The sequence below is a fragment of the Streptomyces sp. CB00316 genome (assembly GCF_001905595.1).
Taxonomy (GTDB): Bacteria; Actinomycetota; Actinomycetes; order Streptomycetales; family Streptomycetaceae; genus Streptomyces.
Genome location: NZ_LIXI01000002.1, coordinates 132743 through 157606 on the forward strand (window position 1 = coordinate 132743; position 24864 = coordinate 157606).

Annotated in this window: 18 protein-coding genes, 1 tRNA gene and 1 pseudogene; 3 read left to right on the top strand and 17 right to left on the bottom strand. The window is 70.9% G+C overall.

The window, feature by feature from the left end; translation table 11 throughout:
- Window positions 1-70 precede the first annotated feature (70 nt).
- The 11 genes from AMK21_RS04745 to AMK21_RS04800 all read right to left on the bottom strand — a co-directional run bounded on the left by AMK21_RS04745 (window position 71) and on the right by AMK21_RS04800 (window position 17018).
- A tRNA-Thr gene (locus tag AMK21_RS04745) sits at window positions 71-144 on the bottom strand.
- 107 nt (window positions 145-251) lie between these two features.
- Window positions 252-1784 carry an alpha/beta hydrolase gene (locus AMK21_RS04750; RefSeq protein WP_073874519.1) on the bottom strand — a complete coding sequence of 511 codons (1533 nt, stop codon included), beginning with the start codon at window positions 1782-1784 and terminating at the stop codon, window positions 252-254.
- Between the two features lie 80 nt (window positions 1785-1864).
- Complete coding sequence (locus tag AMK21_RS04755) at window positions 1865-3070, bottom strand: DNA polymerase III subunit delta' (RefSeq protein WP_073874520.1); 1206 nt, start codon at window positions 3068-3070, stop codon at window positions 1865-1867.
- 166 nt (window positions 3071-3236) lie between these two features.
- Window positions 3237-6467 (bottom strand): dTMP kinase, encoded by a 3231-nt coding sequence (gene tmk / locus AMK21_RS04760; protein WP_073874522.1) that lies wholly within the window; start codon window positions 6465-6467, stop codon window positions 3237-3239.
- Between the two features lie 169 nt (window positions 6468-6636).
- A complete protein-coding gene (gene topA / locus AMK21_RS04765) occupies window positions 6637-9522 on the bottom strand; it encodes a type I DNA topoisomerase (protein WP_073874524.1) in 2886 nt (961 codons plus the stop codon).
- A gap of 280 nt (window positions 9523-9802) precedes the next feature.
- Window positions 9803-10000 carry a hypothetical protein gene (locus AMK21_RS04770; protein ID WP_073875551.1) on the bottom strand — a complete coding sequence of 66 codons (198 nt, stop codon included), beginning with the start codon at window positions 9998-10000 and terminating at the stop codon, window positions 9803-9805.
- A gap of 561 nt (window positions 10001-10561) precedes the next feature.
- Window positions 10562-12094, bottom strand: a complete 1533-nt coding sequence (locus tag AMK21_RS04780; protein ID WP_073874528.1) for a N5-glutamine methyltransferase family protein — start codon at window positions 12092-12094, stop codon at window positions 10562-10564.
- A 124-nt stretch (window positions 12095-12218) separates the two neighbouring features.
- Entirely contained in the window at window positions 12219-12857 is a 639-nt protein-coding gene (locus tag AMK21_RS04785; RefSeq protein ID WP_073874530.1) for a small secreted protein, read from the bottom strand.
- Window positions 12858-13131: 274 nt separating this feature from the next.
- Window positions 13132-15576 carry a sodium-translocating pyrophosphatase gene (locus AMK21_RS04790; protein ID WP_073874532.1) on the bottom strand — a complete coding sequence of 815 codons (2445 nt, stop codon included), beginning with the start codon at window positions 15574-15576 and terminating at the stop codon, window positions 13132-13134.
- Between the two features lie 427 nt (window positions 15577-16003).
- Window positions 16004-16456: an ATP-binding protein gene (locus tag AMK21_RS04795; protein WP_073875553.1), complete on the bottom strand. Its 453-nt coding sequence runs from the start codon at window positions 16454-16456 to the stop codon at window positions 16004-16006.
- 208 nt (window positions 16457-16664) lie between these two features.
- A complete protein-coding gene (locus AMK21_RS04800) occupies window positions 16665-17018 on the bottom strand; it encodes an STAS domain-containing protein (RefSeq protein ID WP_003967428.1) in 354 nt (117 codons plus the stop codon).
- Window positions 17019-17097: 79 nt separating this feature from the next.
- On the opposite strand from AMK21_RS04800, the gene AMK21_RS04805 reads away from it, so the two are divergent.
- Window positions 17098-19590, top strand: a complete 2493-nt coding sequence (locus AMK21_RS04805) for a DEAD/DEAH box helicase (RefSeq protein WP_073874534.1) — start codon at window positions 17098-17100, stop codon at window positions 19588-19590.
- A 4-nt stretch (window positions 19591-19594) separates the two neighbouring features.
- Here the strand turns inward: AMK21_RS04805 and AMK21_RS04810 are convergent, their stop codons facing one another.
- Both AMK21_RS04810 and AMK21_RS04815 read right to left on the bottom strand, forming a co-directional pair.
- Window positions 19595-20077 (bottom strand): TlpA family protein disulfide reductase, encoded by a 483-nt coding sequence (locus AMK21_RS04810; protein WP_234421826.1) that lies wholly within the window; start codon window positions 20075-20077, stop codon window positions 19595-19597.
- 190 nt (window positions 20078-20267) lie between these two features.
- The gene (locus AMK21_RS04815) at window positions 20268-20774 is read right to left on the bottom strand and encodes an RICIN domain-containing protein (RefSeq protein ID WP_073874538.1); all 507 of its coding nucleotides are present in this window, start codon (window positions 20772-20774) and stop codon (window positions 20268-20270) included.
- Between the two features lie 206 nt (window positions 20775-20980).
- Here AMK21_RS04815 and AMK21_RS04820 point away from each other — a divergent pair, with 206 nt between their 5' ends.
- The gene (locus AMK21_RS04820; RefSeq protein WP_158070699.1) at window positions 20981-21457 is read left to right on the top strand and encodes a DUF3515 family protein; all 477 of its coding nucleotides are present in this window, start codon (window positions 20981-20983) and stop codon (window positions 21455-21457) included.
- Window positions 21458-21576: 119 nt separating this feature from the next.
- On the opposite strand, the gene AMK21_RS04825 is transcribed toward AMK21_RS04820, so the two are convergent.
- On the bottom strand, window positions 21577-22065 hold the full coding sequence (locus AMK21_RS04825; protein WP_324613875.1) for a helix-turn-helix transcriptional regulator: 489 nt from the start codon (window positions 22063-22065) through the stop codon (window positions 21577-21579).
- An 85-nt stretch (window positions 22066-22150) separates the two neighbouring features.
- On the opposite strand from AMK21_RS04825, the gene AMK21_RS04830 reads away from it, so the two are divergent.
- Window positions 22151-23446 carry a hypothetical protein gene (locus tag AMK21_RS04830; RefSeq protein ID WP_234421827.1) on the top strand — a complete coding sequence of 432 codons (1296 nt, stop codon included), beginning with the start codon at window positions 22151-22153 and terminating at the stop codon, window positions 23444-23446.
- Window positions 23447-23749: 303 nt separating this feature from the next.
- Here the strand turns inward: AMK21_RS04830 and AMK21_RS04835 are convergent.
- The 3 genes and pseudogenes from AMK21_RS04835 to AMK21_RS35745 all read right to left on the bottom strand — a co-directional run.
- Window positions 23750-24088, bottom strand: a pseudogene (locus AMK21_RS04835) (Rv3654c family TadE-like protein); the annotation flags it as partial.
- Window positions 24085-24513, bottom strand: a complete 429-nt coding sequence (locus AMK21_RS04840) for a TadE family type IV pilus minor pilin (RefSeq protein ID WP_199863108.1) — start codon at window positions 24511-24513, stop codon at window positions 24085-24087. The gene AMK21_RS04840 and the pseudogene AMK21_RS04835, both read right to left, overlap by 4 nt.
- A complete protein-coding gene (locus tag AMK21_RS35745; RefSeq protein ID WP_234421828.1) occupies window positions 24500-24796 on the bottom strand; it encodes a DUF4244 domain-containing protein in 297 nt (98 codons plus the stop codon). Before AMK21_RS35745 ends, AMK21_RS04840 begins: the two co-directional genes overlap by 14 nt.
- Window positions 24797-24864: the final 68 nt, after the last annotated feature.

Here is a 24864-nt window from a genome sequence, read left to right on the forward strand (position 1 = left end):
CGTGTGACCCGCCATGCCCCGAGCAACAGAAAACCCCAGGTCACGGGCTATGTGACCTGGGGTTCTTCTGAGCCGCCTTCGGGATTCGAACCCGAGACCTACGCATTACGAGTGCGTTGCTCTGGCCAACTGAGCTAAGGCGGCACGCCCTGTCGCACTATGGTGCGATCAGCAGCGGGGCCAAGTCTACACAGTTTCCGGGGGTGCTCCGTACATGGCACCCCCGGAGGCGTTTGCCCTGGTCAGGGGCGTCAGGTGCACTTCTTGGCGTCGGTGGGCGGGGTGCCCTCCAGGAGGTACGTGTTGATCGACGTGTCGATGCAGTCGCTGCCCCGGCCGTACGCCGTGTGGCCGTCGCCGTCGTACGTGAGCAGGGTGCCGGAGGAGAGCTGGCCGGCCAGGGCCTGGGACCACTTGTACGGGGTGGCAGGGTCGCGGGTGGTGCCGACCACGACGATCGGGGCGGCGCCTCTCGCCTCGGTGCGGTGCGGGGTGCCGGTGGCCTTGGTGGGCCAGTAGGCACAGTTCAGGGAGGCCCAGGCGAAGCCTCGGCCGAAGACCGGGGAGGCCTTCTCGAAGTCCGGGACCGCCTTCTCCACGGCGTCGGGGGTGTCGAAGGCGGGCGGGAGGTCGAGGCAGTTCACGGCGGCGTTGGCGGACATCAGGTTCGCGTACTTCCCGTCCGGGCCACGCTCGTAGTAGCTGTCCGCCAGCGACAGGAGGCCGGAGCCGTCGCTGCGCTGGGCGCCCGCCAGTGCCTCGCGGAGCTGGGGCCAGGCCGCCTCGTCGTACATCGCCGCGATCACCCCGGTCGTCGCCAGTGACTCGCCGAGCTTGCGGTCGTCGTCGCCGCTCGGGATCGGCTTCGCGTCCAGGTCCTTGAAGAGCTGCTTCAGCGCGGTCGCCGCGTCGGCGGTGGACGTGGTGCCCAGCGGGCAGTCCGGCTGCTTGACGCAGTCGGCGGCGAAGGACTGGAACGCCCCCTCGAAGCCCGCCGTCTGGTCGCGGTTCATCTCGATGGCCGGGAGGGAGGGGTCCATCGCACCGTCCAGGACCAGGCGCCCGGCCCGCTCCGGGAAGAGGTCCGCATACGTGGCGCCCAGGAACGTGCCGTACGAGGCGCCCACGTAGTTCAGCTTCTCGTCGCCGAGCAGGGCTCGCAGGACGTCCATGTCGCGGGCCGTGTCGACAGTGGAGACGTAGGGGAGGATCTCGCCGCTCCGCTTCTCGCAGCCCGCCGCGAACTCCTCGAAAGCCGCGCTGAGCTTCTGGACCTCCGCCTCGTCGTCCGGGGTCTGGTCCACCTGCGTGTAGGCGTCCATCTCCTCGCCCGTCAGGCAGTCGACGGGTTCGCTGCGGGCCACGCCGCGCGGGTCGACGGCCACCATGTCGTAGCGGGCCCTGACCGGGGCCGGGTAGCCGAGTGCCGCGTACCCCTGGAGATAGCTGATCGCGGAGCCGCCGGGGCCGCCCGGGTTCACCAGGAGCGAGCCGATCCGCTGGCCGGGGCCGGTCGCCTTCTTGCGGGAGACGGCGAGGTCGGTGTCCCCGTCATCCGGCTTGTCGTAGTCCCTCGGCGCCTTCATGGTCGTGCACTCGAACCCCTCCACCCCGCAGTCACGCCAGCTCAGCTTCTGCGTGTAGTACGCCGACAGCCCTTCCGGCGCCGCTGTGCCGGTGGCCGAGGCGTTCGGCGACGAGCCTCCGCCACTACAGCCGGAGATGAGCAGGCCGGCAGTGCCGATCCCGATGGCGAAGGTGCGGAGCAGGCGCCTGGTATCCATCCTGGGAGCGTATCCGGCAGGTGACGTGTCGTCCGATTCCCTGCTCAATCGGGTGAACCGGGCCCCGCCAGGCGGATCCCTCAGCCCGCCCTCAGCGACATCGTCATCGCCTCCACCGCCAGCAGCGGCGCCACATTGCGGTCCATCGCCTGCCGGCACGCGATCACCGCCTCGATCCTGCGCAGCGTCTGCGCGGGCGTCGAGGACTCCGCGATCCGGTCCAGTGAGTCCTGGACGTCCACATTGGCGATGGCGATCCGCGAACCGAGCTGGAGCGCCAGCACATCGCGGTAGAAACCGGTGAGCTCGGTGAGCGCCAGGTCCAAGCTGTCGCGCTGCGTCCGTGTCTTGCGGCGCTTCTGCTTGTCCTCCAGCTCCTTCATCGCCCCCGCGGTGCCGCGCGGCATCCGGCCGCCCGCGACCCCGCCGAGCGCCGCCTTGAGGTCCTCGGTCTCCTTGACGTCCACTTCCTCCGCCATCTGCTTGGCGTCTTCGGTGGCCGTGTCGATCAGCTCCTGGGCCGCCTTGAGGCAGCCGCCGACATCGGCGATCCGCAGCGGGACCTTGAGCACCGCCGCCCGCCGCGCGCGTGCCCGCTCGTCCGTGGCGAGGCGGCGCGCCCGGCCGATGTGCCCCTGGGTGGCCCGCGCCGCGGAATGCGCGCGCTCGGGGTCGACCCCGTCGCGGCGGATCAGGACGTCCGCCACGGCCTCGACCGGCGGGGTGCCCAGGGTCAGGTGGCGGCAGCGTGAGCGGATCGTGGGCAGGACGTCTTCGAGGGAGGGGGCGCACAGCATCCACACCGTGCGTGGCGCCGGCTCCTCGACCGCCTTCAGCAGGACGTTGCCCGCGCCCTCGGTGAGCCGGTCCGCGTCCTCCATGACGATGACCTGCCACCGGCCGACCGCCGGGGAGAGCTGGGCGCGGCGGACCAGGTCGCGGGTCTCCTTCACACCGATGGAGAGCAGGTCCGTACGGATCACCTGGACGTCGGTGTGCGTACCGATCAGGCTCGTGTGGCAGCCGTCGCAGAACCCACAGCCGGGCTCCCCGCCCAGCGCCCGGTCCGGGCTGGTGCACTGGAGCGCGGCGGCGAAGGCCCGGGCGGCGGTGGACCGCCCGGAACCCGGAGGTCCGGTGAACAGCCAGGCGTGGGTCATCTTCGAGCCCTGCTCCAGCGGCTTGCCGTCGGAGACGGCCGTGACCAGCGCGTCGGCGTCCTTGGCGGCAGCGGCGAGCTGTCCCCTCACCCGGTCCTGTCCGACCAGGTCGTCCCATACGGTCATGGGCGCCGCCCTTCCCATCGCGGGATCCACCGTCGGATTCCCTGTCGAATCACCTATCGGATTCCCTGCCGGATTCCCTGTGCGATTCCATTGTGGGGGACGCCACTGACAAGTCCGGCCCGCCCACCCCTCAGGGCGGACGGGCCGGACTCCCGACAGATTCGGGTCAGCCGCGCGGGCGGCGCCGGCCCGTAGGGCCGTCGTCGTCCTGGCCGCCGAGCAGCTCGTCCGCCAGCGTCGGCAGATCGTCCAGCGGGGTCTCCTCGGCCCAGTCCGGACGGGGCCGTTTGGGGCGGGCGCGGGACTCGTCACCGGCCTGGCCCGCGGCCCGCGGGTCCTCCACCTGCGGCAGTTCCCGGGTGCGTTCGTTCTCGCTCTCCGCCGGCGGGGAGGCGGGGCCCTCGTCCCGGAAGTAGCCCTTGGGCACCCGGTCGGAGGGCTGATCGCCGCGTACGGGCGGCAGCACCGCCGTCTCGTCGGCGGCCCGAGCTTCACGGGCGTCACGGGCATCCCGGGCGTCACGCGCGTCGCGCCCCGACCGCTCGTCCGTGATCCGCGGCAGCATCGCCGTCTCGTCGTCCCCGGAAGGCGCACCCGGCCCCGAAGCCGGGCCCGAAGCCGGTCCCTCCTCCGGACGCGCCGTGGGCACCTGCTGCGTGATCTCGTTCGGGTTCACGATCGGTGTAGGCACCGTGAGCTCGTTCTCCGGAACGGTGGGCCCGTGCCCCTCCGACCGCGAGACCGCCTCGGGCCGGGAGTCACGGGAAGCACGCGAAGCCTCCGCGCGCTCCGCCTCGGCCCGGGCCGCCTCCGTACGGGCGGCCGCCTCGGCCGCCGCCCGGCGGCGCGCCTCCTCGGCCCGTACCAGCGCCTCCTCCGCCTTCCGCTGCTTCTCCAGCCGGAGCGCCTCGGCCTCCTTGCGCAGTCGCGCCTCCTCCTCGGCCTGCTTGCGGAGGCGTTCCTGCTCGGCCTCGCGGGCCCGCTCCTCGGCCTCCAGCCGACGGCGGTCCTCCTCGGCGCGGCGGCGGGCCTCCTCGGCACGCTGCCGGGCCTCCTCCGCCTGCCGCTCGGCCTCGCGCTGCCGGGCCTCCGCCAGCTCGCGCTGCTTGCGCTCCTCCTCCTCGGCGCGCAGCCGGGCGAGCTGCTCCTGGCGCTCCTTCTCCAAGCGCTCCTCCTCGGCCTTGCGGGCGGCCTCTTCCTCCGCCTTGCGCCGGGCCTCCTCCTCCGCCTTGCGCCGCGCCTCCTCGATGGCCTCGATCTCGGCCTCGGAGAGCGGAAGGAGCCGGTCGAGCCGGTGACGTACGACGGTGGTGATCGCCTCGGGCTCCTGCCCGGCGTCCACCACCAGGTAGCGCGTCGGGTCGGCGGCGGCCAGGGTCAGGAACCCGGACCGTACGCGCTCGTGGAACTCCGCCGGCTCCGACTCCAGCCGGTCCGGCGCCTCCGTGAACCGTTCCCGCGCGGTCTGTGGGTCGACGTCCAGCAGCACCGTCAGATGCGGTACGAGGCCGCTCGTCGCCCATCGCGAGATCCGGGCGATCTCGGTCGGGGCCAGGTCACGGCCGGCGCCCTGGTAGGCGACGGAGGAGTCGATGTAGCGGTCGGAGATGACGATCGCGCCGCGCTCCAGCGCCGGGCGGACGACGGAGTCGACGTGCTCGGCGCGGTCGGCGGCGTACAGCAGCGCCTCGGCGCGGTTGGAGAGTCCGGCGGAGGAGACGTCCAGCAGGATCGACCGCAGCCGCTTGCCGACCGGGGTGGCCCCGGGCTCTCGGGTCACGACGACCTCGTGGCCCTTGGCCCGGATCCAGTCGGCGAGCGCCTCGACCTGGGTTGACTTGCCCGCTCCGTCGCCGCCCTCCAGGGCGAGGAAGAAGCCGGTGGTGGCGGGCGCGACCGCCGGGTCGCCGCCGCGCAGCGCCTCGCGCAGGTCGCGGCGGAGCGGTACGCCCGCCCGGTCGTCCGTCTTGGCGAGGACGATGGCGGCGACGGGCAGCAGCAGCGCGCCGATCAGCATCAGCGTGAAGGCCGCCCCGCCGTGGGCGAAGACGAAGTCACCGGCGGCCAGGCGGTGCTGCCCGATCGCGGCGGCGAGCAGCGGACCCGCGACCGCGCCGAGCGCGACGAGCACCCGGACGAGGGCCTGGAGGTGCTCGGTGGTCCGGGCCTGCCGGGGCGCCTCGGTCTCCTGGTCGATGATCGCGTGCCCGATGTTCGCGGCGACCCCGGCGGCGTAACCGGCCAGGAGCGCGATCGCGAGCACGGTGGCGGTGTCCGGCACCAGGCCGAGCGCGAGGAGGGCGATGCCCGTGACGGCGGTGGCCAGCGCGAGCAGGCGGCGCCGCGACAGGGCGGGCAGCACTTTCTGCGCCGTACGGATGCCGAGGGCGGTGCCGCCGGTCAGCGCGAAGATCAGCAGCGCGAACGTGACCGGTCCGCCGCCCAGGTCGTTGGCGTGCAGGACGGATACGGCGGCGGCCGCGGCGATCGCCCCGGCGACGGCCGCGCAGACGGCGACGACCAGCGGGAGGGCACCGGTGCGGCCCTTGTCGGGCCCGCCGCCGGTGGTGGGGCGGCGCAGGCCTTCCAGGGGCGAGCGCGGCCGGGGGGTCTGGGTGTCGGGCAGTTCGAGGAAGTACAGAATGGAGATGGAGGCCGAGAACAGACCGGCCGCGACGTGCGAACCGAGGGCCGCCTGGTGGAAGGAGAACCACTCCAGGCCCGTGCCGAGGAGGTTGCCGACCAGTGTGGCGGCCAGCAGGACCACCGCGGCGGCGGGAACGGCGAGGAAGTTCGTACGGAGCGACAGCCTGCGCAGGGCGTCGAGGTGGTCGGGGAGCGGACGGACGGCGGCGCCCTCGATGGGCGGGGCCGGCAGCAGCGCCGGGGCGGCGCTCTCCTTGGCCACCGTCCACAGGCGCTCGGCGGCGCCCGTCACGAAGACGGTGATGAGGATCATCATGGGCGCCTTGTCGGGCACCCAGTCGATCCACAGCGGGGCGATGACCAGCAGGACGAGCCGCAGCCCGTCCGTCCCGATCATCAGCCACCGCCGGTCCAGTTTCCCGCCGGGTGCCGTGAGCGATGTCAAAGGCCCCAGGAGTACGGCTCCGAAGAGCACGGTGGAAAGGATCCGGGCACCGAACACGGCGGCGACGGCGAAGGCCGCCCCGCGGTATCCGGCCCCGAATGAGCCCTCCAGGACCGCTGCTTGCAGCGACAACAGCACCAGCACGAGAAGGGCGAGTGCATCGCCGATACCGCCGACGAGCTGGGCGCTCCACAACCGCTTCAGCGGGGGAACACGCAACAGGGCTCGTACGGCGCGCTCGCGTGAGTCTGCGGCAAGTGTGTCGGAGGTGGGGCTCACGACCGTTGGCTGCTCGGCTCGCGTCATCCGCCCAGCCTATCGGCAGCGGTGCGGTGACTGTCGGCCCGCCCGAACATATGGCCGCAGATGACTTCCGGCCAGCTTCCGGACCGGCCCCCTGACGTGCCGCTGACGTACTGCTGCCCAGCACCTGGATCAGGCGCCGGGCAGCAGTACGTCACAACAACAGATCCGGTCAGTCCTCCGACGAGGACGACGAGGAAGCCGAAGCGGAAGCCGTCTTCTTCGCCGTCGCCGTCTTCTTCGCCGCCGTGGACTTGGTGGCCGTCTTCTTCGCCGCGGTCTTCTTGGCGGCCGTGGTCTTGGTCGCCGTCGTCTTCTTGGCGGCCGTCTTCTTGGCCGTCGCCTTCTTCGCCGGGGCCTTCTTCGCCGTCTTCTTCTTGGCGGGCCCCTTGGCGCGCTTCTCGGCGAGCAGCTCGTAGCCGCGCTCCGGCGTGATGTCCTCGACGCTGTCGTCGGTCCGCAGCGTCGCGTTGGTCTCGCCGTCGGTGACGTACGCGCCGAAGCGGCCGTCCTTCACCACGACCGGCGAACCGCTCACCGGGTCGGTGCCCAGCTCCTTCAGCGGCGGCTTGGCCGCGGCCCGGCCGCGCTGCTTGGGCTGGGCGTAGATCGCGAGGGCCTCTTCGAGGGTGATGTCGAAGAGCTGGTCCTCGGAGGTCAGCGACCGGGAGTCGGTTCCCTTCTTCAGATACGGGCCGTACCGGCCGTTCTGCGCGGTGATCTCGACGCCCTCGGCGTCCTCACCGACGACGCGCGGCAGCGACATCAGCTTGAGGGCGTCGGCGAGGGTGACCGTGTCCAGGGACATGGACTTGAAGAGGGAGGCGGTCCGCGGCTTCACCGCGTTCTTGCCGGTCTTCGGCGTCCCCTCGGGCAGCACCTCGGTGACGTACGGGCCGTAGCGCCCGTCCTTGGCGATGATCTGGTTGCCGCTGACCGGGTCGGCGCCCAGCTCGAAGTCGCCGCTGGGCTTGGCCAGCAGTTCTTCGGCGAGCTCGACGGTCAGCTCGTCGGGTGCGAGGTCCTCGGGCACGTCGGCGCGCTGGTGGCCCTCGGCGTCCTTCTCACCCCGCTCGATGTACGGGCCGTAGCGGCCGACGCGGAGCTTGATGTCGTTGCCGACCGGGAAGGAGGAGATCTCCCGGGCGTCGATCGCGCCGAGGTCGGTGACCAGTTCCTTCAGGCCGCCGAGGTGGTCGCCGTCGCCGTTGCCCGCGTCGGAGGCCGCACCGGCGCCGGAGGTGTCGTCACCGGGCTGGGCGCCGAAGTAGAAGCGCTTGAGCCACGGCACGGACTGGGCCTCACCCCGCGCGATGCGGTCGAGGTCGTCCTCCATGCGGGCGGTGAAGTCGTAGTCGACGAGCCGGCCGAAGTGCTTCTCCAGCAGGTTGACCACGGCGAAGGAGAGGAAGGACGGGACGAGTGCCGTGCCCTTCTTGAAGACGTAGCCGCGGTCCAGGATGGTCCCGATGATCGACGCGTACGTCGACGGGCGGCCGATCTCGCGCTCTTCGAGCTCCTTGACCAGCGAGGCCTCGGTGTAGCGGGCCGGGGGCTTGGTGGCGTGCCCGTCGACCGTCATCTCCTCGGCGGAGAGCGCGTCGCCCTCGGCGACCTGCGGCAGCCGCCGCTCGCGGTCGTCCAGCTCGGCGTTCGGGTCGTCGGCGCCTTCGACGTACGCCTTCATGAAGCCGTGGAAGGTGATCGTCTTTCCGGAGGCGGAGAACTCGGCGTCACGGCCGTCGCTCGCCCGGCCGCCGATCTTGACGGTGACGGAGTTGCCGGTCGCGTCCTTCATCTGGGAGGCGACGGTCCGCTTCCAGATCAGCTCGTAGAGCCGGAACTGGTCGCCGGTGAGGCCGGTCTCGGCGGGAGTGCGGAAACGGTCGCCGGAGGGGCGGATCGCCTCGTGCGCCTCCTGCGCGTTCTTGACCTTGCCTGCGTACGTTCGCGGCTTCTCGGGCAGGTAGTTCGCCCCGTACAACTGCGTGACCTGGGCCCGGGCCGCGGAGACCGCGGTGTCCGAGAGGGTCGTGGAGTCCGTACGCATATAGGTGATGAAACCGTTCTCGTACAGCTTCTGCGCCACCTGCATGGTCGCCTTCGCCCCGAAGCCCAGCTTGCGGCTTGCCTCCTGCTGGAGGGTCGTCGTCCGGAAGGGGGCGTACGGAGAACGTCGGTACGGCTTCGACTCGACGGACCTGACCGCGAAGGACGTGGCGGCGAGCGCGGCGGCCAGGGCGCGGGCGTTCACCTCGTCCAGGTGCAGGGTCTGGGCGGAGCCGGCCTTGAGCCGGCCGTCGGCACCGAAGTCGCGGCCCTGGGCGATGCGGCGGCCGTCGACCGCGCTGAGGCGGGCGGTCAGGGTCGAGGGATCGGAGGCGTCACCGGTACGGCCGGTGGCGAACTTTCCGGTCAGGTCCCAGTACTCGGCGGAGCGGAAGGCGATGCGCTCGCGCTCCCGCTCGACGACGAGACGGGTGGCGACGGACTGGACGCGGCCCGCCGAGAGCTTCGGCATGACCTTCTTCCACAGGACCGGCGAGACCTCGTAGCCGTAGAGGCGGTCGAGGATGCGGCGGGTCTCCTGGGCGTCGACCATGCGCTGGTTGAGCTCGCGCGGATTGGCGACGGCCGCCCGGATCGCGTCCTTGGTGATCTCGTGGAAGACCATCCGGTGGACCGGGACCTTGGGCTTGAGCACTTCCTGCAGGTGCCACGCGATGGCTTCGCCCTCGCGGTCCTCATCGGTGGCGAGGAAGAGTTCGTCGGACTCGGCCAGCAGCTGCTTGAGCTTCCTGACCTGGGCCTTCTTGTCGGCGTTGACCACATAGATGGGCTGGAAGTCGTTGTCGACATCCACCCCGAGGCGGCGTACCTCGCCGGTGTACTCGTCCGGGACCTCGGCCGCGCCGTTCGGGAGGTCGCGGATGTGCCCGACGCTCGCCTCGACGACGTATCCGGGGCCGAGATAGCCCTTGATCGTCTTCGCCTTGGCAGGCGACTCGACGATGACGAGTCGGCGGCCGCCCTGTGCGGTCTCGCTGGTCGGGGACAACTTCGCTCTTCTCTCCGGTCGACACTCGATGGGCATCCGGGCAGCGTCGGAACGCTTACCGCGGTGCTGTCGCTGCGGAGTGTGACGGTACAACCCGCCCCCGTGTCAAACGGCAAAAGCCCGCAACGGCCACTCGAACGGTAACCCGACTTCCGCCATTCCTGCCGCCCGGACCGTCGGGTCCGAGCCGCGCGAAGCCCGAGCCTGCGGCTTTTCCGGAGTGGTCGCGGTGATCGTCCGGCGCCCCTCGACCCGGGCGGAGCCCCGGCGGGGGCGGGGATCAGACGAGCGTGAAGCACCACACGCCGAGGGCGAGGAAAACTACGCCGAAAAGTGTCGTGAGTGCGGTGGAGGCGACGGGGCTCACATCGTGCAGCACCGGCGCGCGGTGCACGGCGCGCGCCCCGGTCCAGATGAGGAGTGCGGCGCCGAACAGCGCGAAGGCCGTGCCGGCGAAGACTGCTGCGACGCTCTCCATGTCGTACCCCTCGACCCTGTCGTACCGCTCGAGCCCGTCGTACCGCTCGATCATGGGGGAGGCTGCCACCCCGGGGCGTCACCGACGCGAACCCCGGGTGAACAGCACACACCCACGGGGAGTACCGGGGCAGTCACATGACGTCAAGGGCCGCGAGGGGTGAGGGGGCGAGGGGGCAGGTCGGGACGGTGCAGTGGCTCCGGGCCGCAGGCGCGGTACGGATCCGGCCACGCCGGGGGCAGAAGGGTCGGGCCGCCTCGGAAATCAGGAACACCTCGCGGACGGCGAGCCCGAGCCCCGCGGGCGGAACGCCGACGCGGCGTCGACGGGCGTCGAGCGGAATCCGCGGACCGAGCGGGCGTAAGGCGGCGGTCAGCGTGAAGGCGCTGATGAGAAGGCCGTCAAGGACATGGTGGCAAGGCCCGTCCGATCCGGAGCGGAGTCCGGCGGCAGTGGGGTGTCCGGCGCTCGCTCCGTACGCCTCGATCTCCACCAGGCCGCTTTCCCCGACGCGGGACTTGAGCCCGGCCGGGGAGGCCGGGAGCCCGGTTCGCGCCGCCCTCAGCCTGGGCCCTCCCCGGAAGCGGCCCCCGGCACCGGCTCCAGGAAGCCCTCCTCGACCAGCAGCCGGATCGCCTGCGGGGTGCGGTCGCGCAGGAGCACCGGGTCCTCGGACATCAGCTGGGCGATGGCGTCCAGGATCCGCCCGGCGGGCAGCGACCCGTCGCACACCCCGGCGAACCCGGCGGCCACCGCGTCCACCTTGGTCGCCCGCATCATCCCGCGGTGCTGACGCAGCACCACATGCTCGGGATCCTCCGCGCCGGGCAGGCCCACCTGCTCCTGCACGACCTCGGCGGCGAGGGTGAAATGCCCGGCGAGCAGCGCGGCGTCGTCCTGCTCGCGCAGATAGTCCTGGCGGGCGAAGTGCTCCTCCACGGCCCGGCCCAGCGGCTGCTGCACGGCGTGCGGCCACTCCTCGACGACGATCGACGGGTTCCCCGCGGCCGCCGCGGCGGACCGGCGCAGCGTGATCCAGCCGAAGCCGACGGACGTGGTCCCGCGCGCCTCGAACTCGTCGAGCCACGCCTCGTACCGCTCGGCGTACACCTCCGGGCCGCCGCGGTGGTCGCCGCTGTCGCGCAGCCACAGCTCGGCGTACTGCGTGACGTCCTGGACCTCGCGCTGCACGATCCAGGCGTCGCACCCGGCGGGCACCCAGGAACGCAGCCGGTCCTGCCACTCCTCGCCCTCCACGTGCTGCCAGTTGGCGAGGAACTGGGCGTATCCCCCCTCGTTCAGGTGACTCCCCGCCTGCTGGACCAGGGCGCGGCAGAGGTCGTCGCCGCCCATGCCGCCGTCCCGGTAGGTGAGGCGGGCGCCGGGAGAGATGACGAAGGGCGGGTTGGAGACGATCAGGTCGAAGGTCTCCGTGCCGACCGGCTCGAAGAGGGAGCCCTCGCGGAGGTCGGCGGGGGCGGCGCCGGAGAGGGCGAGGGTGAGCCGGGTGAACTCCAGGGCACGGGGGTTGAGGTCCGTCGCGGTGACCCGGGTGGCGTGCTGGGCGGCGTGCAGCGCCTGGATGCCGGAGCCCGTACCGAGGTCGAGGGCCGAGGCGACCGGCGTACGCACGGTGATGGAGGCGAGGGTGGTGGAGGCCCCGCCGACGCCGAGGACGACACCCTCCTCGTGCGAGCCGATCCCGCCCGCACCGCCGACCGCACAGCCGAGGTCGGAGACGATGAACCAGTCCTCACCATCCGGACCGCCGTACGGACGTACGTCGACGGTGGCGCGGATTAGGCCGTCCTCGACGCTCACCCAGCCGTCCTGGACGCACTCCTCCAGCGGCAGGGCTGCGCGGGCCTGTTCCTGGGGGACGGGGCGCTGGAGCAGGAACAGCCGCACCAGCGTGTCGAGCGGCGAGACGCCCCGGGTGGCGCGCAGGGCGGGCACGGTCTCGCTGCGGGCGAGCGCGGCGTAGGCGGCGGCGCCGAGCCGGTCGAGGAGGCCGTCGGCGGTGAAGGCGGCGGCGAGCAGCGCCTCGCGGAGGCCGGCGGTGTGGTCGGGTGCGGGAAGGCTGGTCTTACTCACCCGACCATTGTGTCCGGTCCCACCGACAACGGCAGCGGCCCGGGCACCCACCGGGCGTCCGGGCTGCCGCACCGAGGCCGTTCTCGCGGCCCTCAGGCCGCCTGGTCTCCCGGAAGCCGGAGGGCTACGCCTTCTTCTCCTCCGAGGCCGAGGCCGAGGGGGTCGCCGCGTCCGCTTCCGGCGCCGCGGATCCCCCGGGGCTGGCGGGCCCGGTCGAAGGTGCCGGCTTCTGGCAGCCCTTCTGCTTCGACATCGCGGCACCGACCTCACCGGACTGCAGCTTCTTCAGCGCCTGGTCACCGCTGGTGCTGATCTTGTTCAGCTCGTCGGCGATGCCCTTGAGACCGTCGGCGAACTTCGCCTGGTCCTTGGTCTCCAGGGCGTCGACCTTGATCTTCAGACCCGCGTACGCCGTGGCGGAGGCGTTGAGTTCCTTCACGGCCTCCTTCTGCGTGGTCTCGCCGTCGTCGACCGGCGGCGGACCGGCCGAGTCCACCGCCGTGCCCAGCGACTTGTACGCCTGGGAGATCTGCTGGAAGGCGGCCGAGTCCGTCTTCTGGACGTCGGCGGGCTTGCTGTTGTCCGCGGTCTGCTGCTGGATGGAGGCGTTGGCGTCGGCGATCTTCTGCAACTGGGGCTGGACCTGGTCGCAGACCTTCTTGGCCCAGTCGTTCACCTTGTCGTCGCTGTCGTCGCTGCAACCCGACAGCGTCAGTACGAGTACCGCACCGCCGGACAGTGCGGCTGCAAGCTTCTTGTTCACCGGATGGGTCCCTTCCAAGGCTCTCGGCCCCGGAACTTACACGCCGAGAGGGCTCCATCCGAGTGTCGGGCATCCGATATACACGATTTTGGGGCCATTTGCACCAACGCAAATGAGGGAGATGCCACTCGGCCGGAGATTTCGACACCCGCTCGATCACTCATCGGAACGACTGAGTTCGATCACCGGCCTCCACAAAGGAGCACGGACGGGCGGTACGTCAACACGCACCGCCCGCCGGCACAGTGACGGAAGGTCACCCGGAGGCGCCGGGCTACGGGGCCACCGCAGGGTCCGGTGACGGCAGCGACGGACCACCGCCGCCCGGAGCTCCGCTGTCGTCCTCACCGACGGCGATGCCGCGCCGCTTGGACACGTAGACCGCGCCGACGATGACCACGATGGCGAAGACCGCCACCACCGCGCGGATCCAAGGGCTCGCGTCCGCCCCGTAGCTGAACTGCACCACCGCCGGGGCGATGAGCAGCGCGACCAGGTTCATCACCTTCAGGAGCGGGTTGATCGCCGGGCCCGCCGTGTCCTTGAACGGGTCGCCGACGGTGTCGCCGATCACGGTCGCGGCGTGCGCGTCGCTGCCCTTGCCGCCGTAGTGCCCGTCCTCGACGAGCTTCTTGGCGTTGTCCCAGGCCCCGCCGGAGTTGGCGAGGAAGACCGCCATCAGGGTGCCGGTCGCGATGGCGCCCGCGAGGTACGAGCCGAGCGCGCCGACGCCGAGGCTGAACCCGACCGCGATCGGCGCCAGGACCGCGAGGAGGCCGGGCGTGGCCAGCTCGCGCAGGGCGTCCTTGGTGCAGATGTCGACGACGCGGCCGTACTCCGGCTTCTCCGTGTAGTCCATGATCCCCGGGTGTTCGCGGAACTGCCGCCGGACCTCGTGGACGACGGCTCCGGCGGACCGGGAGACCGCGTTGATGGCGAGCCCGGAGAAGAGGAAGACGACCGCCGCGCCGAGGATCAGCCCGACGAGGTTGTTGGGCTGCGAGATGTCCAGGCTCAGCCCCAGCTCCCCCGCCCCGGCCCCGACGTCGGCGACCGCCGAGGCGATGGCGTCACGGTAGGAGCCGAAGAGCGCGGCCGCCGCCAGCACGGCGGTGGCGATGGCGATGCCCTTGGTGATGGCCTTGGTCGTGTTGCCGACGGCGTCCAGATCGGTGAGCACCTGGGCCCCGGCGCCGGTCACGTCCCCGGACATCTCGGCGATGCCCTGCGCGTTGTCGGAGACCGGTCCGAAGGTGTCCATGGCCACGATGACCCCCACCGTGGTGAGCAGCCCGGTCCCGGCGAGCGCCACCGCGAAGAGTGCCAGCATGATCGACGTACCGCCCAGCAGGAACGCGCCGTAGACCCCGAGGCCGATCAGCAGGGCGGTGTAGACGGCCGACTCCAGCCCGATGGAGATGCCGGCCAGCACCACGGTCGCCGGGCCGGTCAGCGAGGACTTCCCGATGTCCTGGACCGGGCGGCGCTTCGTCTCGGTGAAGTAGCCGGTGAGCTGCTGGATCAGCGCGGCGAGGACGATGCCGATGGCCACCGCGACCAGGGCGAAGACGCGCGGGTCGCCGCCGTGCGTGGTGATCGCCTCGTCGGTGACCCCGGTCAGCTCGGCGTACGAGGACGGCAGATAGGCGAAGGCGGCCACGGCCACCAGGACGAGCGAGACCACGGCGGAGATGAAGAAGCCCCGGTTGATCGCGGTCATCCCGCTGCGGTCGGCGCGCCGGGGGGCGACGGCGAAGATCCCGATCATGGCGGTGACGACACCGATCGCCGGGACCATCAGCGGGAAGGCCAGGCCGGAGTCACCGAAGGCGGCCATGCCGAGGATGAGGGCGGCGACGAGCGTCACGGCGTACGACTCGAAGAGGTCGGCGGCCATGCCCGCGCAGTCACCGACGTTGTCGCCCACGTTGTCGGCGATGGTGGCGGCGTTGCGCGGATCGTCCTCCGGGATGCCCTGTTCCACCTTGCCGACGAGGTCGGCGCCCACATCGGCGGCCTTGGTGAAAATGCCGCCACCGACCCTCATGAACATGGCGATCAGCGCCGCACCGAGGCCGAATCCCTCCAGCACCTTGGGCGCGTCGGCCGCGTAGACGAGCACCACACAGGAGGCGCCGAGCAGCCCGAGCCCCACTGTGATCATTCCGACCACCCCACCGGTACGGAAGGCGATTTTCATCGCCCGGTGCGAGACGGCGGTGAGATCCTTTTCCGGTTCGCCTTCTCCTGGAGTCGCCTCACGCGCGGCGGCGGCCACGCGCACATTGCTCCGTACGGCGAGTCGCATACCGATGTATCCGGTCGCCGCCGAGAAAAGCGCACCGACCAGGAAGAAGACTGAACGCCCCGCGCGCTGCGACCAGTCGTCGGCTGGCAACAACAGCAACAGGAAAAACACGATCACGGCGAAAACGCCGACCGTTCGCAACTGCCGGGCGAGATAGGCGTTGGCGCCCTCCTGGACCGCCGCGGCGATCTCCTTCATACGCTCGGTGCCCTCGCCGGCCGCCAGGACCTGGCGCACCAGCAGCCGGGCGACGATGAGCGCGGCGACGGCGACGACCGCCACGATGATGACGATCAGACGGTTGTCGTCGGTGAGGACCGCCGCCGCGAGGGAGACGGGCCCGTCGGAAAGTGCGGATTCCTGCGTCGGTGGGGCCGGTGCAGCCATTGGGGTGGTGAAGAGCTCCGCCATACGTCCTCCTTGACGCTCAGCGCTCAAGTCGTGGACGGATTGTAGGGAGCGGAACCGGATCAAAACAGTGGCCCGGAAGAGAATTGAACGCACTCCCCCCAACGCCGAAAGATCGACGGCGGTATTTCCCCGAATGCAGTAACGGGGAAGGCGCATTACTCGGGATCATCGCCCAGGCGCATCACCGCGAGGACTGCGCGGGACCGCATGGGAAAGGCGGAAAGGCCCTGCTCAGCAGGGCCTGGGAAGAAGCCGGCACGGGCGGTCGCCGGCATACCGCCGTACGGGACACCAGCATGACTACGCCGTACGGGTCACCCGCGCGACTAGTCACATGAGCCGCCGGACAGGCCCTACACCCGTACGGGTCACCCGCGCGACGGCGCCGCACGGGACACCAGCAGGGCGCCGTGCGGGACCGCAGGCTTCAGGGGCGCACCGCGGCGAGGGCCGTCGGCCAGCTCATCCGGATGGTTCCGCCGTCCGCACCGGAACGGACCTCCACGTCGTCGACGAGACCACTGATGACCGCGAGGCCCATCTCGTCCTCGCCGCCATCGCTCTCGGGCCCGCCCGGCCCCCCGGACGCACCGCCGCGCGCTCCGGGCGTGGCGGGGTCGCTCCCGGGATCGGGAACGCCGTCGCCGACCTCGATGGAGAACGCCTTCTCCTCCTCGGTCAGCACGACGCTCACCGGCGCGGTGATGCCATGGCTGCGATGCAGCCCCACAGCACGGCTGCACGCCTCGCCGACGGCGAGCCTGACCTCGTCGAGCACCGCCTCGTCGACGCCGGCCCGGCGCGCCACTGCGGCCGCCACCAGGCGGGCCGTCCTGACATGTTCAGGCTGGGCACTGAAGCGCAGTTCAACGGTGGCCATGCGATCCCCCTGGAACGTTCGGGCGTACGCGTCAGAGGCCCCGGGCCTGAAGCCCGGCACCTCTGCTCTCCTCCTCCGGAAACCGACGAGATCGACAGAGCCGACAGCCGACCCGGAGGTCGACCGCCTGCCCGCCACGGCATGGTTTCTGCCGCTGTCGGTCCGTTCACCGCCTGACGACCGGCCCGGAGGCCGGTCGAAGCCGACCTCAGTCGGTGGCGGCGACAGCCTCGTCGACCGTGGTGTGAATCGGGAACACCTTGGTCAGGCCCGTGATCCGGAAGATCTTGAGAATGCGCTCCTGGTTGCAGACCAGGCGCAACGAGCCCTCATGGGCCCGGACACGCTTCAAGCCGCCCACGAGCACGCCGAGGCCGGTGGAGTCGAGGAAGTCGACACCTTCCATGTCGACAACCAGGTGGTAGCTGCCGTCATTCACCAACTCGACCAACTGCTCGCGCAGCTTGGGCGCGGTATACACATCAATCTCGCCACCGACCTCGACGACCGTACGGTCGCCACCAGGCCCGGACACATTGCGAGTCGACAGGGACAGGTCCACGGATCCTCCAGCACCTTGCTATCGAGCGGTCGCCCCTCGGTCTCCCCGACGGAGGCCAGGGGACGGATCGCCAGCCGCGATGGCATTCAATCACTTACCAGCAGCCATGCACGACGCCTTGGGACCATTGTCCGTCACACCAGTGACACACTCGGTGCCGATGGCCAAGAATCACCGTCCCGGACGACCACCCGAGAGTGGGGACACACGCCCCTCTCCCGCCATGATCCTCGACCGGCTCGCCACAGGGGCGGGCCGGGCCGCGCGCATCACTCATACGGAGCACTTGCCCCCTAGATCGGGAACCCATGCCATCTGGCCGGATCGCATCCGGCCAGAAGTGATCTCGGCGATCGAGAAAGCCGGAATCGACCACCCGTGGGTCCACCAGGCGGCCGCCGCCGAGCACGCGCTGGACGGCGAATCGGTCGTGATCGCCACCGGTACGGCGTCCGGCAAGTCGCTCGCCTACCTCGCCCCGGTCCTCAGCACCCTGCTGGAGGGCTCCGAGGCGCCGAACGGCCGCGGGGCGACCGCCCTGTACCTCGCCCCCACCAAGGCGCTCGCCGCCGACCAGCGGCGCTCGGTGAAGTCCCTGGCGGCCCCCCTCGGCAACGCCGTACGGCCCGCGGTCTACGACGGCGACACCCCGGTCGAGGAACGCGAATGGGTGCGCCAGTACGCGAACTACGTCCTGACCAACCCCGACATGCTGCACCGCGGGATCCTGCCGTCCCACCCCCGCTGGTCCTCCTTCCTGCGCGCGCTGCGGTTCGTCGTGATCGACGAGTGCCACACCTACCGGGGCGTCTTCGGCTCCCATGTGGCCCAGGTCCTGCGCCGGCTGCGCCGCCTCTGCGCCCGCTACGGGGCGAGCCCGGTCTTCCTGCTCGCCTCCGCCACCGCGGCGGCCCCCTCGGTCGCCGCCGGGCGCCTGACGGGCCTGCCGGTCACGGAGGTGTCCGACGACGCCTCCCCGCGCGGCGAGCTGGTCTTCGCCCTCTGGGAGCCCCCGCTGACCGACCTGCACGGTGAGATGGGCGCCCCCGTACGCCGTACCGCGACGGCCGAGACCGCCGACCTGCTCACCGACCTGACCGTCCAGGGCGTCCGCTCGGTCGCCTTCGTACGCTCCCGGCGTGGCGCCGAGCTGATCTCGGTCATCGCCAAGGAACGCCTCGCGGAGGTGGACCGCTCCCTGCCGAAGCGGGTCGCCGCCTACCGCGGCGGCTACCTCCCGGAGGAACGCCGCGCCCTGGAACGGGCCCTGCACTCCGGCGAGCTCCTCGGCCTGGCCGCCACCACCGCCCTCGAACTCGGCATCGACGTCTCCGGCCTCGACGCCGTCGTCATCTGCGGCTACCCGGGCACCCGGGCCTCCCTCTGGCAGCAGGCGGGCCGCGCAGGCCGGTCGGGGCAGGGCTCCCTGGCCGTACTGGTCGCCCGGGACGACCCGCTGGACACCTACCTGGTGCACCACCCCGAGGCGCTGTTCCGGCAGCCCGTGGAGTCGACAGTGCTGGACCCGGACAACCCTTACGTCCTGGCCCCCCACCTGTGCGCCGCGGCCGCCGAGCTGCCCCTCACCGAGCCGGACATCGCCCTCTTCGGCCCCGCCGTGCCCGAGCTGCTGCCGCAGCTGGAGGCCGCGAAGCTGCTCCGCAGGCGGGCGTCGGGCTGGCACTGGACCCGCCGCGAGCGGGCCGCCGACCTCACCGACATCCGGGGCGGGGGCGGGCGTCCCGTCCAGATCGTCGAGGAGGGCACCGGCCGTCTGCTGGGCACGGTCGACGCGTCCGCCGCCCACACCGCCGTCCACGAGGGCGCCGTCCATCTCCACCAGGGCCGCACCCATCTGGTCCGGAAGCTGGACCTGGAGGACTCCGTCGCCCTGGTCGAGCAGGCCGACCCCCCGTACTCCACCGTCGCCCGCGACACCACGGCCATCTCCGTCCTGGAGACCGACACCGAGATCCCGTGGGGTCAGGGGCGGCTCTGCTACGGCTCCGTCGAGGTCACCAACCAGGTCGTGTCCTTCCTCCGCCGCAAGCTGATCACCGGTGAGGTCTTGGGCGAGACCAAGCTCGACCTGCCGCCCCGCACCCTGCGCACCCGCGCGGTCTGGTGGACGGTCACCGAGGACCAACTCGACGCCGCCCGCATCAACCCGGAGATCCTCGGCGGCGCCCTCCACGCGGCCGAGCACGCGTCGATCGGCCTTCTCCCGCTCTTCGCCACCTGCGACCGCTGGGACATCGGCGGCGTCTCGATACCGCTGCACCCGGACACCCTGCTGCCGACGGTCTTCGTGTACGACGGTCACCCGGGCGGTGCCGGATTCGCCGAGCGGGCCTTCCACACCGCCCGTACGTGGCTGACCGCGACCCGGGAAGCCATCGCCTCGTGCGAGTGCGAGGCGGGCTGCCCGTCCTGCATCCAGTCCCCCAAATGCGGCAACGGCAACGAGCCTCTGCACAAGCGGGGTGCCGTACGCCTCCTGACCGAACTCCTCAGGGGGGCGCCGCCGGAGGAGCAGACGGAGGAGCAGACGGAGGACCGGTCCGAGACCTGATGGGTCAGGCCGGCAGCAGCGGCGTGACCAGCTTCTTCAGCTCCGCTTCGCCGATCGCCCCGATCCGCGCCGCCGCGATCCGCCCCTCCGGGTCGACGATGATCGTGAACGGGTAGCCGACGGTGCTGACCACGCCCTTAGGAAGGCGGAGAAGCTGCCGCCCCTGCGGGTCGTGCAGGCTCGGATACACGAGTGCCGCGTCCTTCTCGAAGGAGCGCGCCGCCTCGACCGAGACATCCGCGTTGACCCCGACGACGCGCAGGCCCCTGGCCCGCAGTTCCTCGTGCGCCCGGGAGAGACCGGGAGCCTCCGCACGGCACGGGCCGCACCACGACGCCCAGGCGTTGACCACGACGACCTTGCCCCGCAGCGCCTTCAGGCTGACCCGGCCGTCGCCGTCCACGCGCTTCCCCGCCAGCTCCGGCATCTCCGGCCGGTCGGCAGGGGCGAAGGACTTCAGCGGTCCGGGCCTGCGGGCGTCGTCCACCGGCGGAGGGGACGTCGAGCACCCCGCCAGCGCAGCAAGCAAGAGGACCGCCGCAGTTGAGGCTCGTAGCGTTTTCACGTTCGCCGATGATGCCACCGCCGCCCGCCGGGGAAGGGGCCGGCCCCGGGAAAAGAGGCCGGCACTGGAAGGAATGTCGGGGCCCATGCGGAAGGGGCGTCCGCCATTCCCGTCAGGACAGGCCCCATTCCTGGCGACCGCGGGCCTTGCTCGAATCGCTGAGCTTCTCCAGGTACGGGTACGAACCGGCCTTCGTCGACTTGGAGGCGATGGCCTTGCCCGCCGACTTGTTGTAGATCTTCGAGCTTCCGAGAGTCCACTGGTGGCTCTTCTTCGTCGACTTGCAGGTGCTCTGCACCAGTCGGCTCTTGGCGCCGACGACCAGGCACTTCCCGGACTTGTCGTTCTTGATGATGAACACGGACTTGTTCTTGTAGAGGCGCTTGAGCGTCCACCGCTGCGTCTTGCCGGTCTTGTGGCACTTGGCCAGGACCGGCCGCGCGTTGTTCTTCTTGCTGCCGCCCGTCGAAAGGCAGTTGCCCGGCGCCCAGACCCGCTCGAGCCGGATGTGCGCGTACGGGTCCTTGGCCTGGGGCGCCGCTTGTGCGGGTGCGGTGAGGGCCGTCAACGACCCTGCCGTGAACACGGCCAGTACGAGCGAATCGGTTGCCTTACGCATCGATATCCCCCTTCATGAAGGAACAGAAGACTGAGCGCCCCGAACCTAGGAACGAACTCCGGCCCGCACCAGACCCCTTGAGGAGGTGTCCAAAGGGGCATTGCCTCAAAGGGCAAAGGGAAGGCCCGCATTCAGAACGCCTCACCCCATGCCATAGCGTGTCGCACGACCACCTCCCCCCGGAGCGGGAAGACGAACTGTTGAGCATGCCCAGCAGACGCACGACCCTCCCCCTGGCCGCTGCCGCCGTGGCTGTCGCCGCCGTGCTGATCTTCGTCGTGACCAAGGAGCCCCACTACAACGTCCGGCCGGGTGCCCAGGCCGGCAACGCCCATTGCGGACGCATAACGGAGAACGCTCCCGGCAAACTGGCAGGGCACCCCAAGCACGCCATCGAGCTGGCGGGTGTCGCGCTCTGGGGTGACAGCAACATCGTTCTGCGCTGCGGCGTGGCCGAGATCGGCCCCACCTCGGACCCCTGCTTCTCGGCCGGCGGCGTCGACTGGGTCATCGACACCGCGCGGTCCACCGACACCCAAAAGGTGATCATCACCTACGGCCGCACCCCGGCCACGGAGGTCACCGTCACTCACTCCGCCAAGGCACCCGACGAGGTCCTCGTCGAGCTCTCGGCCCTCATCGCGCCGATCACACAGACCTCGGAGTGCATCCGGTCGGAGTGAGTACCCGCCGCTCCGGAGCGAGTTCGGGCGACTCAGCTCTGTGGAGCGCCGGCCGAGGATGGCCTCGGGCCGACCGGCTCGCGCCCGTCCCCGGTACGGAACGGGCGCAAGCCGCGGCGTCATGCGACAGCAGGCCCCCGAAGACGGCCCGATGCCGCCACTTGGTGCCGCGTGCACGACGGGTCGTCACACAGCACGTCATGCGCCAGAGCCGACACGATCGCGGCCTGTGTCCGCGTCTCCTGCCCGATCTTGCACACGATGTTCGCGATGTGCGCCTTAACCGTCCTGTCCGCTATCCCCAGCTCCTGTGCCAACTGTCTGTTGCCCAGACCCGTACCGAGCAGGAGAAGCACTTCCCTCTCCCGGTCGGTGAGGCTCTCCAACCGCCATGCAGCGCTCCTGGGGTCGCACCCCGTGCCCAGGTATGGACACGGTGTCTCCACCGCCTCGGACCGTGTGGTCATTCCGGCCCTCCCTGATCCCCGCTCCCTCCAGCAGACCCCCGTGGTCTGGTGACGACAGAGATCAGCTTCCACCGTACCGCCCGCCTCTGACGTCGGCGCGATCGATACGACGCGGCCAAGGCCGCGTCGCACACGTCGCATTGCCCTTTCGGGAGGGGCCTTCTCGGGCTATGCCTGAAAGGACAATTTCTCCCAACCCACCCTCTCCCTATCGTCATTGAGGCTCATGCGCGGCCGGCTTCCGGGCATTCCGGAGGGCCGGCACCCAGCACGCGCGACGTCCCCCCGATACGAGAGGGATCCCACCTCCCCATGCCTACACAGGCTCCGCACCGGCGTCCTCACCGCGACCGGAGCATCCCTCATCATCGGCAGTCTCACGGCTGCGGCTCCCGCCCCGGCTCTGCCGAAAGTCACCGCTCCGACCTCCGAAGCCGTCTTCGTCCTCGATGCCGACAGCGGAGAGTTCGGCGCCACGGAACTCCGTCGCACCGCGCAGAGCCGCAGCATCAAGACCGTCAAGAACCATGTCGGCACGGCCACCGACACCCAGGTGCTCTCCCTCGTCAATCAGCGAGTGGTCGCCGACAGCACCCTCGCCTCCGCTCCCAACAAGGCCGAACGCGCCGCCTGGGCCGCCTCGTCCACCTTCGTCGACCTGACCTGGCCGGACCTCGGCGCCGCCCGTTACACCGTGTACCGCGACGGCGTCAGGATCGGCGGCACCAAGGGTGACAGCATCCGGGACAGCGCCGTCACACCCGGCACCGAGGCCGCATACACCGTCTCCGCGGAGACCGAGGGAGGCACGGGCCACACCTGGCGGCTGAACGCCACAATGCCCACCGACGACAGGCCCGCCACGCTCGCGGCCACCGCGCGGCGGATCGAGGCGAAGGCGAAGAGGTACTCGAAGACCACGGTGGTCTGGCGCTCCTTCATCCGCCAGAAGTGGGCCACCGTGCCGAAGAAGCTCGGCTCGGTCTCCGGCTGCAAGTACACCTCCGGCTACAAGTACTCCGGCGACAACCGCGGCTACTCCAAGAAGATCACCGGCCCCGGCTTCCGGGCCGGGGTCCGAGGCGTCATCCACTGGAACGAGTCCTCGTACGATCTGTACCCCCAGACGGGATGGACGAAGGTCTACAAGGCGAAGACGGGGAAGTTCGTCGCCAAGCGCAAGGCCAGCACGAAGAAGATCGACTTCCGTGCGATGACGAAGCACAACGGCAAGACCCGTTCCGTACGCGGCACGGTCGAGGCCACCGACCCGTTCTGCCCCAAGTCCGGGCCCCGCCGGGCCGGCATCGGCGTCACCTTCGACATGCGTGTGGCGCGCAACGGCGACTTCTACGCCACCGGCAAGTACCGCCAGGCCCCGGACCACGAGCTGTACGTCTTCGGCCACAAGGGGAAGAAGCACTCCACCAAGGTCGTGCACCGGTCGAAGTCGAGCAGCCTGCTCTGCCTGTCCCAGCCGATGTGCGAGCGCGGCACCATCAACAACCACGGCAGCTACTGACCCCTGCTGTGCGGAGGACTCACCGCCTGGGCGGCCGGGGACGAAGCGCCGGTGGACAGCGCGTTCGTGACAGGCATCTTCGCCCTCTTCAGCCTCCAGCTCCCGGCGGCGTGGGGGCTGTCCGGGTGGCGCTCGGGAAACCTGGAGGCCTAGCTCACAGCGGACGACTCCAACGTTCGGACCGGCTGACACCGTGCGGTGGCTCGTGGCCGAAGCGAAGGCCGACCGGTCGGCCACCGCACGGGGACCCGCCGGAGGGGCGGCCCGGGCCCGGACAGCGGGCGCGTAACGCCCGAGGCTCGACCGGGCGACCACATCGGCGATCTCTCCGTGCACCGTGCAGCGGACGAGCACCGCCTTCTGCGCCAGGACCACCCTCCGGGCCGCCTCGCACGCGGCCTCCGGCCCCTCCAGCGCCCGGTCCGCGGCTGCCAGTGCCGCCAAATCCGCAGCACCCCCGGCCCGGTGACGTGCGGTCACGGCCTGCCCCAGCTCAAGCACGAGGGCGAACACCGCACACAGGGCCACGGTGGTGACAGCCACCCATACTGTCGCCACCCCCTGGTCCGCTCCCCGAAACCGCTCCCCACCCGGCCGCCCGTGCTGGGGCCGGCTCCGGGCACCAGGGCCCATCGGCTTCATGGCGCAGCACCTCCCACCGTGTCCTCGGCCAGGGCAGCCGCCTCGGCACGCAGCGTCAGGGCCAGGGCCGCCGGACCCGGAGTGGGCGCCTCCACCGTTACGCGCCACAACTCCCCGATCCTCCCCACCGCGACCCGTGCCCCACGGGGCGCGGCATCACGTGCGGCCGTCAGCACCGCCGCCTCCGGCTCCGAGCGGGCCGCGGCCCGGGCCCCCGCCCGTGCCGCGTCCACACACCGGATCTGGACCGAGGCCGCCGCCAACGCCCAGAGCAGCGCCATGGCGAAGGCCACCAGCACCGGGATCACCACAGCCGCCTCCGCCGTCACCGCCCCGCGGTCCCGGAGCCGACACACGCTCCGGCGTCCAGCCCCGGTCTGAGGACGTCTGCTCCGGCGTCCGGCCCCGGGCTCAGAACTTCGCATCGAGTGCGCCCTCGATCATGGACTGCATCGCCGACATGACCGGCCCACTGTTGACCACCTTGTAGAGCACCGCGGCGAATGCGCACGCGGCGATGGTGCCCACCGCGTACTCGGAGGTGGTCATCCCACGGTCGGACGACCGGCCCAGCCTTCCCTGCCACCGCGCGACCCATGTCGCCGCCGACCACGTCGACCGCCGTGTACAGCGGAGCGCACCAACCGCTCGCCTCTCTCCCTCCGTTCGCTCCTTCAGTTCCGTTCGTCCATCGAACTTCTCGTTCATTTCGTCCCCCGATGGGCATCGATCGATAGCGAGCAGGCGTCCGAACGGAACGCCCGTGAATCGTGAGT

What these genes read in the sequence shown, in the direction of transcription:
- AMK21_RS04750 (WP_073874519.1), bottom strand. Translation starts at nt 1,784, where the DNA reads ATGGATACCAGGCGCCTGCTCCGCACCTTCGCCATCGGGATCGGCACT.
- AMK21_RS04755 (WP_073874520.1), bottom strand. Translation starts at nt 3,070, where the DNA reads ATGACCGTATGGGACGACCTGGTCGGACAGGACCGGGTGAGGGGACAG.
- tmk (WP_073874522.1), bottom strand. Translation starts at nt 6,467, where the DNA reads ATGACGCGAGCCGAGCAGCCAACGGTCGTGAGCCCCACCTCCGACACA.
- AMK21_RS04770 (WP_073875551.1), bottom strand. Translation starts at nt 10,000, where the DNA reads ATGGAGAGCGTCGCAGCAGTCTTCGCCGGCACGGCCTTCGCGCTGTTC.
- AMK21_RS04790 (WP_073874532.1), bottom strand. Translation starts at nt 15,576, where the DNA reads ATGGCGGAGCTCTTCACCACCCCAATGGCTGCACCGGCCCCACCGACG.
- AMK21_RS04795 (WP_073875553.1), bottom strand. Translation starts at nt 16,456, where the DNA reads ATGGCCACCGTTGAACTGCGCTTCAGTGCCCAGCCTGAACATGTCAGG.
- AMK21_RS04805 (WP_073874534.1), top strand. Translation starts at nt 17,098, where the DNA reads ATGGCATTCAATCACTTACCAGCAGCCATGCACGACGCCTTGGGACCA.
- AMK21_RS04815 (WP_073874538.1), bottom strand. Translation starts at nt 20,774, where the DNA reads ATGCGTAAGGCAACCGATTCGCTCGTACTGGCCGTGTTCACGGCAGGG.
- AMK21_RS04820 (WP_158070699.1), top strand. Translation starts at nt 20,981, where the DNA reads ATGCCCAGCAGACGCACGACCCTCCCCCTGGCCGCTGCCGCCGTGGCT.
- AMK21_RS04825 (WP_324613875.1), bottom strand. Translation starts at nt 22,065, where the DNA reads ATGCGACGTGTGCGACGCGGCCTTGGCCGCGTCGTATCGATCGCGCCG.
- AMK21_RS04830 (WP_234421827.1), top strand. Translation starts at nt 22,151, where the DNA reads ATGCGCGGCCGGCTTCCGGGCATTCCGGAGGGCCGGCACCCAGCACGC.
- AMK21_RS04840 (WP_199863108.1), bottom strand. Translation starts at nt 24,513, where the DNA reads ATGCGAAGTTCTGAGCCCGGGGCCGGACGCCGGAGCAGACGTCCTCAG.
- AMK21_RS35745 (WP_234421828.1), bottom strand. Translation starts at nt 24,796, where the DNA reads ATGAACGAGAAGTTCGATGGACGAACGGAACTGAAGGAGCGAACGGAG.